The 13828-nt window shown below is 66.6% G+C and carries 14 protein-coding genes; 2 read left to right on the top strand and 12 right to left on the bottom strand.

From position 1 onward, the window contains the following. Positions 1–260: 260 nt before the first annotated feature. The 9 genes from YM304_RS05755 to YM304_RS22090 all read right to left on the bottom strand — a co-directional run bounded on the left by YM304_RS05755 (position 261) and on the right by YM304_RS22090 (position 8245). Positions 261–1028 (bottom strand): mechanosensitive ion channel family protein, encoded by a 768-nt coding sequence (locus tag YM304_RS05755; RefSeq protein ID WP_015440710.1) that lies wholly within the window; start codon positions 1026–1028, stop codon positions 261–263. Beyond that, positions 1025–1366 (bottom strand): hypothetical protein, encoded by a 342-nt coding sequence (locus YM304_RS05750; RefSeq protein ID WP_015440709.1) that lies wholly within the window; start codon positions 1364–1366, stop codon positions 1025–1027. Before YM304_RS05750 ends, YM304_RS05755 begins: the two co-directional genes overlap by 4 nt. Continuing rightward, positions 1363–1914: an RNA polymerase sigma factor gene (locus YM304_RS05745; RefSeq protein ID WP_015440708.1), complete on the bottom strand. Its 552-nt coding sequence runs from the start codon at positions 1912–1914 to the stop codon at positions 1363–1365. Before YM304_RS05745 ends, YM304_RS05750 begins: the two co-directional genes overlap by 4 nt. Before the next feature lie 152 nt (positions 1915–2066). After that, positions 2067–2771, bottom strand: a complete 705-nt coding sequence (locus YM304_RS05740) for a mechanosensitive ion channel family protein (protein WP_015440707.1) — start codon at positions 2769–2771, stop codon at positions 2067–2069. A gap of 144 nt (positions 2772–2915) precedes the next feature. Further along, positions 2916–3953 (bottom strand): ketol-acid reductoisomerase, encoded by a 1038-nt coding sequence (gene ilvC, locus YM304_RS05735; RefSeq protein ID WP_015440706.1) that lies wholly within the window; start codon positions 3951–3953, stop codon positions 2916–2918. A gap of 2 nt (positions 3954–3955) precedes the next feature. After that, positions 3956–4525 (bottom strand): acetolactate synthase small subunit, encoded by a 570-nt coding sequence (ilvN, locus tag YM304_RS05730; protein ID WP_051071329.1) that lies wholly within the window; start codon positions 4523–4525, stop codon positions 3956–3958. Further along, a complete protein-coding gene (locus YM304_RS05725; RefSeq protein ID WP_269448371.1) occupies positions 4522–6420 on the bottom strand; it encodes an acetolactate synthase large subunit in 1899 nt (632 codons plus the stop codon). The genes ilvN and YM304_RS05725 overlap by 4 nt, the downstream gene beginning before the upstream one ends. A gap of 156 nt (positions 6421–6576) precedes the next feature. Next, a complete protein-coding gene (locus YM304_RS05720) occupies positions 6577–7635 on the bottom strand; it encodes a lysylphosphatidylglycerol synthase transmembrane domain-containing protein (protein ID WP_015440703.1) in 1059 nt (352 codons plus the stop codon). 40 nt (positions 7636–7675) lie between these two features. Beyond that, complete coding sequence (locus YM304_RS22090) at positions 7676–8245, bottom strand: TetR/AcrR family transcriptional regulator (RefSeq protein ID WP_051071328.1); 570 nt, start codon at positions 8243–8245, stop codon at positions 7676–7678. A gap of 147 nt (positions 8246–8392) precedes the next feature. Here YM304_RS22090 and YM304_RS05710 point away from each other — a divergent pair, with 147 nt between their 5' ends. Next, positions 8393–9973 (top strand): MFS transporter, encoded by a 1581-nt coding sequence (locus YM304_RS05710; protein WP_015440701.1) that lies wholly within the window; start codon positions 8393–8395, stop codon positions 9971–9973. 23 nt (positions 9974–9996) lie between these two features. Here the strand turns inward: YM304_RS05710 and YM304_RS05705 are convergent, their stop codons facing one another. After that, positions 9997–10911: an alpha/beta hydrolase gene (locus YM304_RS05705; protein ID WP_015440700.1), complete on the bottom strand. Its 915-nt coding sequence runs from the start codon at positions 10909–10911 to the stop codon at positions 9997–9999. Positions 10912–11018: 107 nt separating this feature from the next. Between YM304_RS05705 and YM304_RS05700 the strand changes: the two genes are divergently transcribed. Next, positions 11019–11549, top strand: coding sequence for a helix-turn-helix domain-containing protein (locus tag YM304_RS05700; protein WP_015440699.1), 531 nt, complete (start codon positions 11019–11021; stop codon positions 11547–11549). Between the two features lie 18 nt (positions 11550–11567). Here YM304_RS05700 and YM304_RS05695 read toward each other — a convergent pair whose 3' ends face one another. Together YM304_RS05695 and YM304_RS05690 are read right to left on the bottom strand one after the other, a co-directional pair. Then, entirely contained in the window at positions 11568–12527 is a 960-nt protein-coding gene (locus YM304_RS05695) for a LysM peptidoglycan-binding domain-containing protein (RefSeq protein ID WP_015440698.1), read from the bottom strand. 48 nt (positions 12528–12575) lie between these two features. Beyond that, positions 12576–13790 carry a BaiN/RdsA family NAD(P)/FAD-dependent oxidoreductase gene (locus tag YM304_RS05690; RefSeq protein ID WP_015440697.1) on the bottom strand — a complete coding sequence of 405 codons (1215 nt, stop codon included), beginning with the start codon at positions 13788–13790 and terminating at the stop codon, positions 12576–12578. Positions 13791–13828 lie beyond the last annotated feature (38 nt).

The following is a 13828-nucleotide window of genomic DNA, read 5'->3' as shown; positions in this document are numbered from 1 at the left end:
CAGTCGGCCGTTCGACACGGTCCGGAAAACAGCTGAGGGACGCCCGAAGGCGTCCCTCAGTGCCGGTCGTCTCGACTTCGATCACACGGGAGGGATGGTGACGGGGAAGTCGGCGACGGCGGTTGTGATGTTACAACAGTTCGGGCGATTGTTGAGCTCGCCGTCATGTTGTCGCAACATGTTGTTGTAGAGAGGACGATAGCGGCTCCAGAAAGTCGCGAAACTTCTCAAAGAAAATTTTGACGTCGCTGCGCCAGGTTTTACCGCTGGATCTCGCCGGCCGCGTCAGCGGGCTCCGGACGATCGCGTTCGACGATCGAATCGAGCAGCCGAGAGTTCGGAATGAACACGGTGGTGCCGAGCGAATCGACCTCGACCGCCGTCGGGTGCACGTCGACCACGACGCCTTCGACGATCGGCTCCGGCCCGGACGTCGACTGGCGAATCGAGGCGCGGATCCGGTCGCCCGAGCGCAGCGAGTTGCGCCACGCCCGACCAGCCGCCAGCTCCCCGGCCACCTGGCGACCACCGAGGCCGGTGAGCAGCGCGAGCGAGCCGGCCACGCCGAACAGCAGCGCCGCGACGGCGATGTTGACCACGGCGGTGTCGACCTTCGTCTGACCGGCCGCCACGATCGCTCCGCCACCGAGAATCGCAAACTTCGTGATCATCGGAGCGAACCGCGCCGCTGCTCCGGTGCCCGCCAGCGACTTGGCGACCGCTGCCGCGGCGAAGGTCGAGGCCACGTTGGCGCCGATCACGATCACCAACGCCGAGATGGCGCGCGGCAAGAAGGCGATGGCGTCGTTGCCGAGCTGCTCGAGCTCGTCGGGCGCCACGAACCCGAGCGCCACGAGCAGACCGACGATGAACGCAGCCGACAGCGCCAATCCGGCCAGCGCCGGAGCGGCATCGCGAAGCGCCTGGATCGGGCTCTTGGCGAGCAGCTTCGCCACCACCCGCGACGCGATGGTGCCGATGATCAGTGCGGCGACGATGGCGATCGAAGCGCCGATCCATGGGTTCATGTGTCTTCTCCGTCCGAGGGCATCATCAGTTCTGCAGCATCCTTGCCGATGGCGAACAGGCCGAGGAACAGGCTCAGCTCACGATCGGCACGTTCACGTTCGTCGATCTTCTCGAGCACACGCGTGTTCAGATCCTCCGGCGGCACGTAGACCTCGCGGATCGCGTTGGCCAGATCGTCGTCGACGACGTCGTCGCCACCGGCGAGCTCGGTGAGTCGACGTTCGCACTTCTCGCACTGGTCGAGGTGCATCGTGATCACCGAGTCGTCGACGGAGGACCCGTTCAGCCAGGCGAGGAGTTGCTCGCGGCTCGGGTGTTTGAAACTGAGGCGGCTCACGACATCGCTCCGTCCGGCCGCCACTCGTCGAGCATCGTCGCGAGCCGTCGGCGAGCGCGCAACAAGCGGGTCTTGACCGTCGGGATCGGCACGTCGAGCGTGCTGGCGATGTCGTCGTACGACATGCCCTCCACCTCGCGAAGCACGACGATCGACCGCGTCAGCTCGTCGAGTTCCTCCAGCGCATCACGGAGTTCGTCGGCGGCGATCCGCCCCTCGACCACTCGTGTCGTGCCGATCGGGTCGCTCACCTCCGGCAGTTTTGCCGGGTCGGTCGCGCTGTCTCGAATCTTGCGCAGCGTCGAGACCGCCGTGTTGTGAGCGATCCGGAGGATCCAACTGCGCAGCGAACTCTCGCCACGGAAGCTGTCGAGGTGCTTCCACACCTTGATGAACGTGTCTTGCGTGACGTCGTCGGCGAGCGCCGGATCACGAACGACCGAACGCGCCAGCCGGTAGACGGCGGCGCTGTGCTCCTCGACGATGAGAGCGAACGCTCCCTCGTCGGACGACGCCGGGGTGGCGTCGATGTCGGCGTCGGTGGTCACTGGGGACAGATCGTACGGGATCGACCCCCGAACGCGGAACGCCGCCTCTCGACGACGTTGTCGAGAGGCGGCGTTTCCGTCCGCAGGAGCATCGTTGGCCGCAGCAGCCCAGTCCGCCGTCCCGAGGTCGACGGCCAACGATGCGAGCATGATCAGCTGTCGGTGCTGGCAGCGGCACCCTTGGCGGTCGCCGCTTCGCTGGTGACCTGGTCGTACACGGCCGGCCAGAAGCGGTCACGGGCGGCCCAGATGCCACCGACACCGAACTTGATCACGATGATGAAGCCGAGGCTGTAGACGATCGTCTGGAACAGCGTGTCGACGACGTCCTTGGCGACCTGGAGCTGATCGAGCGCCGCGAAGCCACCGATGAGCCAGATGCCGACGACGGCGGCCTTCTTCAGCAGGTCACCCGACGAGAGGTGCGCAACGGCCGGAGCGATGAGCTCGCGGACGGCGTTGGCGATGACGCCGGTGATGATGACGATGACGATCGCAACGACCAGCTTCGGGATGAAGGCGACCATGTCGTCGATGGCGTCGGAGATGTCGGAGTCGCCGAACACGCCGACGGCGAGCTGGAGCACCAAGAGCATCAAGCCGAAGTAGATGATCTTGCCGATCAGGTCGACGGAGTTCGGATAGCCGGCACGTTCGAGCGGTGCGCCGATGCCGGCCTTGTCGACGTACTTGTCGAGATCGACCTTGTTCAACACCTTGACGATCGCCTTGCGAATGATCTTCGCGACGATCCAACCGATGATGAAGACGGCCACTGCCGCCGCGAACTTCGGAATGAACGTCGCAACGTCGTTCCAGGCGTCTTCGAAGCCCTGTGTCCAGTCAATAGCAACCATGAGTTCCCTTTCGTCGGTACCGCGGGTGGCACCTGTTGTAAGAGACGCCTGACACGACGAAAGGTCGCGAAGAACACGAGAAAACGACGACGGCCGACCCGTGAGGGTCGGCCGCCGAACGGAATTCAGTTGTCGATCAGGTGATCAGACGTCGGCGCCGCCCGAGGCCTCGGCGACCTTCTGCTTGCCGGCGTTGATGAACGGCATCGCCGCACGCAGCTCGGCACCGATCTCTTCGATCGGGTGGTGCTTGCCCGCTTCTTGCAGGCGGTGGTAGTTCTCGCGACCCGACTCCGACTCGGCGATCCACTCGCGGGCGAACTCGCCCGACTGGATCTCGGAGAGGATCTTCTTCATCTCGGCCTTGGTGTCGTCGGTGACGACACGCGGGCCACGGGTGAGGTCGCCGTACTCGGCGGTGTCGGAGATGCTGTAACGCATCCCGGCGATGCCCTCTTCGTACATGAGGTCGACGATGAGCTTCACTTCGTGGAGGCACTCGAAGTACGCCATCTCGGGGGCGTAGCCCGCCTCGGTGAGCGTCTCGAAGCCGGCGCGAACCAGCTGGGTGACGCCGCCACACAGCACGGCCTGCTCACCGAACAGGTCGGACTCGGTCTCTTCCTTGAACGTGGTCTCGATGACACCGGCGCGGGTGCCGCCGATCGCGTCGGCGTACGACATGGCGACCGCGCGAGCGTTGCCCGTTGCGTCTTGCGCGACGGCGATGAGCGCCGGAACGCCGCCGCCCTCGGTGAAGGTGCGGCGCACCAGATGGCCCGGACCCTTCGGGGCGATCATGATGACGTCGACGCCCTCGGGCGCCTTGATGAGGTCGAAGTGCACGTTGAAGCCGTGCGCGAAGGCGATGGCATCGCCGTCGTCGAGGTTCGGAGCGATGTGCTCGTCGTAGATCTTCTTCTGCTCGGTGTCGGGAGCCAGGATCATGATGACCTGGGCAGCCTTGGTCGCGTCGGCGATCGACATGACCGTGAGGCCGGCTTCTTCGGCCTTGGCCTTCGACGACGAACCCTCACGAAGCCCGACGACGACGTCGACGCCCGATTCCTTCATGTTGAGCGCGTGCGCGTGACCCTGCGAGCCGTAGCCGATGACGGCGACCTTCTTGCCTCGAATGATCGAGGAGTCTGCGTCCTCTGCGTAGTAGAGCGTGACGGCCATGGTCAGCCTGCCTTTCCAGATGTTGTTGCGGAGTTTGCGATGGAGCGCAGGCGCGCACCTCGGTCGAGTTTCGGCAACGCGACACGGCCGGTGCGTTGCAGCTCAACGATGCCATAACCATCGAGCAATTCCTCAAAATCGTCGAGCTTGTCGGGGTGACCCTCGAGGCTCACGGTGAGGACTTCCTCGGCGACGGCGATGATCTTGCCCTCGAAGATGTCGACGACGCTCTGCACCTCGCTGCGCTGCTCGGGCGGCGCCTTGACCGTGGCGATGAGCAACTCGCGCTCGACCGAGCGACGCGGATCGAGCTCGGAGATCTTGATGACGTCGATCAGCTTGAACAGCTGTTTGGTGATCTGCTCGAGCGGCGCCGACTCGAGGTCGACGACGATCGTGATCCGGCTCATGCCCGGATCTTCGGCCGGCGCGACGGCGAGACTGAAGATGTTGTAGCCACGGCGAGCGAACAGGCTCGACACACGAGCCAAGACGCCCGGGCGGTTCTGCACGAGGACCGACAAGATGTGATGGTTCACCGCTTGCCCGGAGTATTGGTTGATCGTGGTCATTTCAGCTGGTCTTTCCGGTCTTGCTGGCTCGGGTGGAGGATGAGGTCGTCGTTGCTGGCGCCGGCGGGCACCATCGGGAACACGCCTTCGGAGGCTTCGGTGCGGAACTCGACGACGACGGGTCGGTCGTTGATCGAGTTCGCCTTCTCGATGGCCGGGCCGACCTCTTCGGGCGACTCGACACGGATGCCGACGCACCCCATCGACTCGGCCATCATCACGAAGTCGGGCACTTCGGCGGAGTCGAGGAACACCGACGAGTACCGCTCGTCGTAGAACATCTCCTGCCACTGACGGACCATGCCGAGGTACCGGTTGTTGAGCAGCGCCACCTTGATCGGCAGCTTCTCGAGCGTGGCGGTGACGAGCTCCTGGGCGGTCATCTGGAAGCAGCCGTCGCCGTCGATCGCCCACACGGTGGCGTCGGGGAAGGCGGCCTTCGCGCCGATCGCCGCGGGGATCGAGAAGCCCATCGTGCCGAGGCCACCCGAGTTGACCCAGGTGTAGGGCTCGTTGAACTTCCAGTACTGCGAGGCGTACATCTGGTGCTGACCGACGCCCGACGTGAGGATGGTGCGCTCGGGCGCGAGGTCGCGGAGCTGCTCGATGCAGAACTGCGGCTTGAGGGCCTGGCCCGGCTCCGACGGCTCGTACATCATCGGGAACTGTTCTTGCCAGCCCGACACCTTCGACTTCCAGGCGCTCGTGTCGGCCTGGACCGTGCCGGTCTCGAGCAGCTTCTCGATCTCGATGATGATCTCCTCGATCACCTGACGTGCGTCGCCGACGATCGGCACGTCGGGGCGTCGCACCTTGCCCTGCTCGGCGGGGTCGATGTCGACGTGGATGATCTTGGCCTCTTCGGCGAAGGCGTCGACCTTGCCGGTGATGCGGTCGTCGAAACGCGAGCCGAGCGCGACGAGCAAGTCGGACTTCTGCATGGCGGTGACCGCCGTCGCGTTGCCGTGCATGCCGGGCATGCCGAGGTTGAGTTCGTGGTCGTCGGGGAACACACCGCGGGCCATCAGCGTCGTGACGACGTGGATCCCGGTGAGCTCGACGAGTCGCGCGAGCGCTTCGGCCGCACGCGCCTTGAGGATGCCGCCGCCGGCGTAGATGACCGGCCGCTCCGACGACAGGATCAGCTTCGCCGCTTCCTTGATCATGCGCGGGTGGCCCTTGACGTTCGGGCGGTAGCCCGGGAGGCTCGCCAGCACTTCTTCGTCGGTTGGCCAGTACCAGTCCATCTCGTTGACCAGCACGTCCTTCGGGACGTCGATCAGCGTCGGGCCGGGGCGACCCGTCGTGGCGATGTGGAACGCCTGGCGGACGGCCATCGGCAGGTCCTGGCTCGTCATGACGAGTTCGTTGTGCTTGGTGCAGCTCCGAGTGATGCCCACGGTGTCGCACTCCTGGAACGCATCGGAACCGATGGCGTTGGTGGCGACCTGGCCGGTGATGGCGACCATCGGCACCGAGTCCATGTAGGCGTCCATCAGCGGGGTGACGAGGTTGGTCGCCGCCGGGCCGGAGGTGACCATGGCGACGCCGGGCTTGCCACTGACGTGCGCGTACCCCTCGGCCATGTGGCCGGCGCCCTGCTCGTGACGAACGAGGACGTGACGAATCGACGAGTCGAGCAGCGGGTCGTACGCCGGGAGGATGCAGCCGCCCGGGTAGCCGAACATCGTCTCGACCCCTTCCATCTCGAGCGCCCGGATCAGTGCTTGCGCGCCGGTGATCCGGTCGGGTGTCTGGCTTTGGACGTGGTCAGCTTGGTCAGCCATTGGTCTTGCCTTTGCTGGTTTTCTGGTGCTTGTGCGTGTGGAGAGTGTTGGCGAGAAGTGATTGCGGAACGTGTTGCTGCAGCCCGGAACGAGTCCGAAAAAGCAAATGGCCTCCCAACTTGGGAGGCCAGGGCACGCGCAGAGAGATCTGTGCGTGCTACGGGATAAGTACTACGAGGAAGCTCGGGGCTGCGCTCACGGGATTCATACAACCATCATCGTACCGCCGAACGCAAGTCTTGAGCCCGACCCGTTTCGTCGGGCTCACGACACCAGGTCGGTGGCGGTTCGTCGTCGCCAACTCTCGAGCGACAGCGTGCCGTAGGCCAGCGCGCCGAGGACGATCGGGAAGAGCAGCTGAGCGATGCGGTAGGTGGTGACCGCCAGGGTGGCCTGGTCGAAGCCGGCGCCGAACGTGACGAGGATCGGGATGTAGGCCCACTCGACGATGCCGATGCCCCCGGGACTGATCGGCACGGCGGCGAGCACGTTGGCGACGCCGAAGGCGACGAGCAGTCCGATCGGGTTCATGGTGACACCGAAGGCCCGGAGGAACACCCACAGCGACGCCGCGTCGAGCACCCAGTTCATGACCGCCCAGAACGAGAGCCGAGCCATGAGTGGCCGGTCGGCCAGGAGGGCCGCGACCTGCTCGCCGAACGCGCGCAGCGAGCCGACCACCCGGTCGCCGTCGAAGCGCACCCGGTCGGCGACGAAGTGCACCGCCCGGTCGATGAGCGGGCTGCGGTCGACGATCGCCAGCAGCGTGGCGGCGACCAGCAGCATCACCACGATGCCGACGACCGCGGCGATGGCGTAGAGAGCGTTGAAGCCGTAGAGCGGGATCGAGATGACGAGCGCGACCCACAGCATGAGGTTGAGTGCGACCGCCGACACCACCGACCCCGAGGCGAGGGACGCGCTCGCGTGCGCGCCGCGAACGCCCGCGGCGGTCATGAGGCGGTAGCCGAGCGCCGGCCCGGCCGCCGCACCACCGGGCACCGTCGAGGCCAGCGCCCGCGTGACGAGTTGGATGCGGAACAGGCGCTCCAGACGCAGTGTGCGCGAGGCGGCGCCGAGCGCCGACCTGGTCATGATCGAGTAGCACAGCAGCGCGACGACCTGCAGGGCGAACCCGGCGACGGTGAGTCGCAGGTCGAGCGAGCGCAACCGATCGGCCGCCGTCTCGACGTTCGCGAGCAGCGGGATCACGAGGTAGTAGCCGACCGCGGCGAGGATGCTGAATCGCAGCCAGAAGCCCGGTCGGCGCAGCACGCGTCCGATCCGGCTCGTCGCGTCACGAACCTGTCTCACATCGGACATGTTCTCACACCGTGTCGCGATCGGGCGTCGGATTGCCGCATCACGCGTACGAGGCGACGAAGCGCTCGGCTGCCGCTGCGGCGAGGCCCTCGACACGGTCGTGCTCGCCGAGGATCGCGGCGAAGAACATCGGGCCGAACAGGAGCTTCTCGACGTCGAGCGGATCGAGATCGGCGGGGATCGCACCTTCGGCGACCCCGACCTCGAGAATCCGGCTCAGCGTCTCGGTCTTGGCCGAACGGTCGGCGTCGACCACGGCCGACAGTTCGGGCATGGTCGCCCGCAGCGACATCAGCGTGGGGATGATCCGCGACCACTCGGGATCGCTCAGTGCGGCCGCCGCGCTCGCCAGGAACGCCGACAGAGCGTCGACGAACCCGACGCTCAGGTCGGGTTCGGTGAGTTGCGGGACGTTGCAGCGCACGACGTCGACGAGCATCTCGTCGCGCGACGACCAGTGCCGGTACAGCGTCGACTTGGCGACGCCCGAGGCCTCGGCGACCGCGTCGACCGTGACCGCGCGTGGACCCGACTCGACGATGAGCTCGGTGGCGGCTCGCAACATCTTGTCGCGGCTGCGCGCCGCGCGCGGCGACATCGACGCAGTCATTCGACGTGATCCTGCGAATCGGCCATCGGTCACAGTCTGACCCCTGTGGAGTTCCTCATGCGAACGCTACGATACAGTCTCGTTGCGTTGTTACACCACGTGACGACTCGACCACTCAGCGAACCAACACACTCCCCGAGGAACCACGTGCAGACCCACCCCCACTCCCCCGCCGAACCGGCGACTGCGTCCGATCCGGCGACGCAACGAAACATCTTGATCGCCGTGTGCTCGGCGCTGATCGCGGTCATCGCATCGGTGTCGGGCCTCAACGTCGCCCAGCAAGACCTGGCGATCGATCTCGAAGCCTCACAGAGCGCCGTGCTCTGGATCATCAACGCCTACACCGTCGCGCTCGCAGCGCTGCTGCTCCCGATCGGCGCCGTCGGTGACCGATGGGGGCGCAAGCCGGTGCTGCTCGCCGGCCTTGCCGTGTTCGGTGCGGCCAGCCTCGGCGCCGCCGTCGCACCGACGGTGGCGATCATGATCGTCGCTCGCATCATCGCCGGCATCGGCGCCGCGATGATCATGCCCGTCACCTTGTCGGTCATCACCTCCACCTTCCCGCCCGAAGACCGGGCCCGAGCGATCGGCATCTGGGCCGGATTCGCCGGCAGTGGCGGCATCCTCGGCCTGTTCGTCTCGGCGTTCATGGTCGACGTGGTCACGTGGCGCTGGTCGTTCGTCCTGCCGATCGTGCTGGTCGCCGTGTCGGCTGCAGCGACGGTGGCGTTCGTCCCCAACTCCCGCGAGCGCAGCGAACACCGCTTCGACATCGGCGGGTCGCTGCTCTCGGCGATCGCGATCGGCGGCATCGTCCTCGGTATCCACGAGGGCCCCGAGCGCGGTTGGGCCGACTCGATCACCCTCGCCGGCATCGTCGTCGGCGTGGCGGCACTCGTCGCCTTCGTCCTCTGGGAACAGCGTCAGGCCGACCCACTGCTCGACATGGCGGCCTTCCGCGACCGCGGCCTCTCGTCCGGGTCGAGCACACTGCTCATCGTCTTCGCCGTGATGTTCGGCATCTTCCTCGTGTTGTTCCCGTACCTCCAGGCCGTCGTCGGCTGGACGGCGCTCCAGTCGGCTGCCGGGCTCCTGCCGATGGCCGGGATGATGATGCCGATGTCGACCCTCGCACCGCGCATCGCGGCCAGAGTCGGCTCGCGCACGACGATGATCGCCGGTGTGTCGATCTTCGGTGCCGGCCTCGTCACGCTCGCCCTGCGAGCCTCGGTCGAGGGCGGCTACTTCTCGATCCTTCCCGGCCTCATCCTCATCGGACTCGGCATGGGCTTGACGATGACGCCGGCGACCGAAGCGATCACCGCCACCCTCCCAGCCGAGAAGCAGGGCGTCGCCTCGGCGCTCAACGACACGTCACGTGAAGTCGGCGGCGCCCTCGGCGTGGCCCTGCTCGGCTCGATCCTCAGCTCGGGCTACCGCTCGGCGATCGAACCCTCCCTCGACGGCCTGTCGCCTGAACTGTCGGAGTTGGCCAGCGAGGGCATCGGCAGCGCCTACGCGGTCGCCGCCGAAGCCGGCGCCGACGGGCCACGCATCATCGACGCTGCGCAGCACGCGTTCGTCGACGGTTGGGTGTCGTCGATGTGGGTCGGCGTCGTGATGGCCGCCGTCGCCCTGGCCATCCTCGTGGTCCGCGGACCCGGTACCACCGAGGCCGCCGAACCGGCCGAGGCCGACGCCTCCCTCGAAGGCGCATTCGGCTGACCTGACGACTGGCCTGGCGTTGCTCAGTCGATGCGACCGAGCAACGCCACCCAGTCGGTCAGGAGTCGGGTGACGCGCTGGTCGATGGGCCGGCGTGCTTGCCGCTTGTAGGTGCGAACCGTGGCGTCACCCGTCTCGGAGCGCAGCAGGTGGGTCACGTCGTCGACGACATGACCGTCGAACGGCGAGCTCACGACCTGACGCATCCGGTCGACGTCGTCGGGGTCGACCTGGATGTCTTTCGAGCCGGTGATCGCGAGGATCGGCACGACGGCCTGGCGGAGGGCATCGGTCGGTTCGAACGCCATGAACTCGCGGAACCACTTGGCGTTCATCTTCACCAGCTGGATCCGGACGACGTCGTCGGTCGACGATTCGAGTCGCTCGAGGCGCTTGGCCTGCGTCGCCACGACGTCTTGCCGCAGGAGCTTCATCAGCCATTTCACCGGCGTCGGCAGGGTCGGCGCGATCTGCTCGGCTTGCCAGCGCAGCACTCGTTTGCCGTTGACCGCCGAACCCGCCAGCAACACGGCACCGGCGAGTCGTGGGTCGGATGCGAGCACACCGGCGATGAGCGCTCCTTCACTGTGGCCGATCACCACGACACGGTCACCATCGACCTCGGGGCGCGATCGGAGCGAGGCGAGCGCGGCGCGAGCGTCGTCGACGTTGTCGTGAAACCCGGTCGACAGGTACTCGCCGTCACTCTCGCCGACGCCGCGCTTGTCGTAGCGGAGTGAGGCGATGCCGTTCTGGCCGAGATGCTCTGCGATCTGGCGCATGACGTCGATCGACATGCGCTTGGCGTTGGAGTCGCGGTCGATGGGGCCGGATCCGCTGACGAGCAGCGCGGCCGGCGCCGGCGTGGCGCCGCTCGTTGTCAGCGTCCCCTGCAGCGTGAAGCCGCCCGATGGAATGGAGATGGTTGTTTCGGTCACGGTCGTTGTCCTCTGCGACGGGGGAGACTATTCTCAACAGTGAGAATGATATCACTTCTGAGAACAATTGGCGCCGAGTTCCGTTCCGGTGCTGGCACCACGACACGATGACCGAGACCCGCGACCTCCTCCTCCACCCGATCAGGCTGCGCATCGTGCAGGCGCTGGTCGGTTCGCCGATGACTCCCCTACAGCTCAAGGACCGACTCGGCGACGTTCCGCAGGCCACGCTCTACCGACACATCAATCAGCTCGCCGACGGCGGACTGCTCGACGTGGTCAGCGAGCGCCCCAGTCGCGGCGGCGTCGAACGCACCTACGGGGTGGTGGCCGACGCGGTGTCGCTGAGCGGTGTCGATCTCGACACGGCGACCGCAGACGAGCACTTCCGCTACTTCGCCACGTTCGTCGGCACGCTGCTCACCGACTTCGCCGCCTACCTCGACCACGGTCGGCCGGACCTCGGCACCGACCGCGTCGGCTACCGGCAGGTGCCGCTCTGGCTCACCGACGACGAGCTCGACGAGGTCGTGGCGAAGATGGCCGCCGTCGCCCAGGAGCATCTCGACAACGAGCCCGCGCCCGGACGCAGGCGGCGGCTCCTCAGCACGATCGTCATGCCCGACGACCGCGCCTGAGCATCGCTCGGTGTCGGGTCAGGCCCCGGTGTGAGTGCAGGTCGCGCCGAGGAACGTGATGTAGTCGTCCGGCATGCGGAGTTCGAGCGACGTGAAGGCGTCGAGCATGTCGACGACCGCCGGATCGACCAGCACCGTCCGCAACGTGGCCTCGTCGAGCTGTCCGCGACTCACCGGAAGGAAGGGCCCGGCGTACGTGGCGGAGTGATCGGCGATGAAGCCTTGCCATTCAGCGAGCGCACCGGCGAAGTTCGCCGGCACGTCGCCGGCCGCCGCTTCGAGGCTCGCGAGCATCGAGGCGGCATCGACCCCGTCGCGAGCGGCGGTGAACGACGACAGATTCGTCACCGCCGCGTTGCACTCCGGTTCGACGTAGAAGATGTCGCCGCCCACGGCGTCGCCCGAGAACGGGTTGTAGAGAATCCCCTGATCGAGGAAGAGGTCGAGGTACGTGGTGTCCGCGGCAGCGTCGCCCGCGGATGCCGACGTCGAGTCGACGCCAGCCTCGACGGTCGAGCCTGCCGGAGCAACCGCAGCCCCCTGCGGGAGCAGGATCACGTCACCCGGCTGGAGCAGGTGATCGATACCGTCGGCCCAATCGTTGGCTGCGACGAGGTCGCCGAGCGTGATGCCGGCGCGTTCGGCGATACCGCTCAGGGTGTCGCCCGCGACGATCGTGTAGGTCGGCAGATCGACGACGACAGCCTCGACCACCTCGGCGCTCTCGGTGGCGTCATCGCCAGCCGCAGCGAGATCGTCCGCCGCGTCGCCGACCACTGCGACGGTGTCGAGGCTGGTCGACCCGTCGCTGCCGCACGAGGCGAGCAGGGCCAGTCCGACGGCGAATGCCGCGACCTGACCAGCGTGCAGGCGGGTGGTGTTCATCGTTGCTCCAAGCGTCCCGGCCAGGCGATCTGCCCGCTCGGATGGTGCGGCATCGTGACCGCACGGCACGAAGCTATCGAGCGCTCGATCCATCCGCAATAGCTATTGCGGCAATACTCATTGCGATCTCGTGACCGTGTCTCAGCGAGCCGCGATGGCCGACCCCGCGTGGAACCCGTTGGTCCACGCGTTCTGGAAGTTGTAGCCACCGGTGATCCCGTCGACGTCGATCACCTCGCCCGCGAAGTAGAGGCCGTCGACGAGCTTGCTCTCCATGGTCTTGAAGTCGATCTCGTCGCGAGCGACGCCGCCACACGTGACGAACTCGTCCTTGTTGGTCGCCTTGCCGGTGACCTCGAACGTGGCCGCCGAGAGCTGCCCGATCAGCTGCTTCGCGTGCGCCTTCGACAGGTTCGACCACGTCGTGGCCTCGGGCACACCGGCGGTCTCGAGCAGGCGCAGCCAGAACCGTTTCGGGATCGAGGCGAACGGGCTCCGGCTCGCGAGTTGACGCTTGCCCTCCGTCGCCCGCTTCTCGGCAATGACGGTGGCCGGGTCGATGCCCGGCAGCCAGTTCACCGTGATGTCGAACCGGTAGCCGCGCTCCGCGAGCTCGCGGGCTCCCCACGCGGAGATCTTGAGGATGCCCGGCCCGCTCAGACCCCAGTGCGTGATCAGAACCGGACCGCTGCTGCGAAGCTTGCTCTGCTGGATCTTGACCTCTGCCGGGTTCACCGAGAGTCCGAGCAATCCGTCGAGACGCGGATCCTTGATCCGGAAGGTGAACAGCGACGGTGTCGCCGGCTGCAGCTCGTGGCCGAGGCTCGCGGCGAGTTTCGCTCCGGCCGCCATTCGGGTACCGCCCGTCGCGATGAGCACGTTGACAGCCCTGTACGAGTTGCCCGCGTCGGTGGTCAGTTCGAAGTGGTCATCGCGCTTGTCGATGCACGTCACGCCTTCCGACGTGTGGACGGCGACGCCCGCATCGTGTGCCGCGTCGAGCAGCGCATCGATGACGGTCTGCGAATCGTCGGTGACCGGGAACATCCGCCCGTCGGACTCCGTCTTCAACGTCACACCCCGGCCGGCGAACCACTCGACCGTGTCGGTCGGGCCGAATCGATGGAACGGACCGATCAGTGACTTCTCACCGCGGGGATAGCTCCGGCTCAGTTCGCGAGGTTCGAAGCAGGCATGCGTGACGTTGCAGCGCCCGCCGCCGGAGATCTTCACCTTCTGCAGCACCTGCGAGCTCTTCTCGAGGATCAGCACCGACTTCGTCGAGTGCTCGGCACACGTGATCGCCGAGAAGAATCCGGCGGCCCCGCCGCCGATGACGACGAGGTCGACCAACATGCGCGATCACTGTAGGGACGAATCGGCCGAGTCACGGC

Origin of the sequence: Ilumatobacter coccineus YM16-304 (genome assembly GCF_000348785.1) — a bacterium.
In the GTDB taxonomy this organism is placed as follows: domain Bacteria; phylum Actinomycetota; class Acidimicrobiia; order Acidimicrobiales; family Ilumatobacteraceae; genus Ilumatobacter_A; species Ilumatobacter_A coccineus.
Note: the sequence above shows the minus strand (reverse complement) of the source record. Positions and strands in the feature narration are given on the sequence as shown.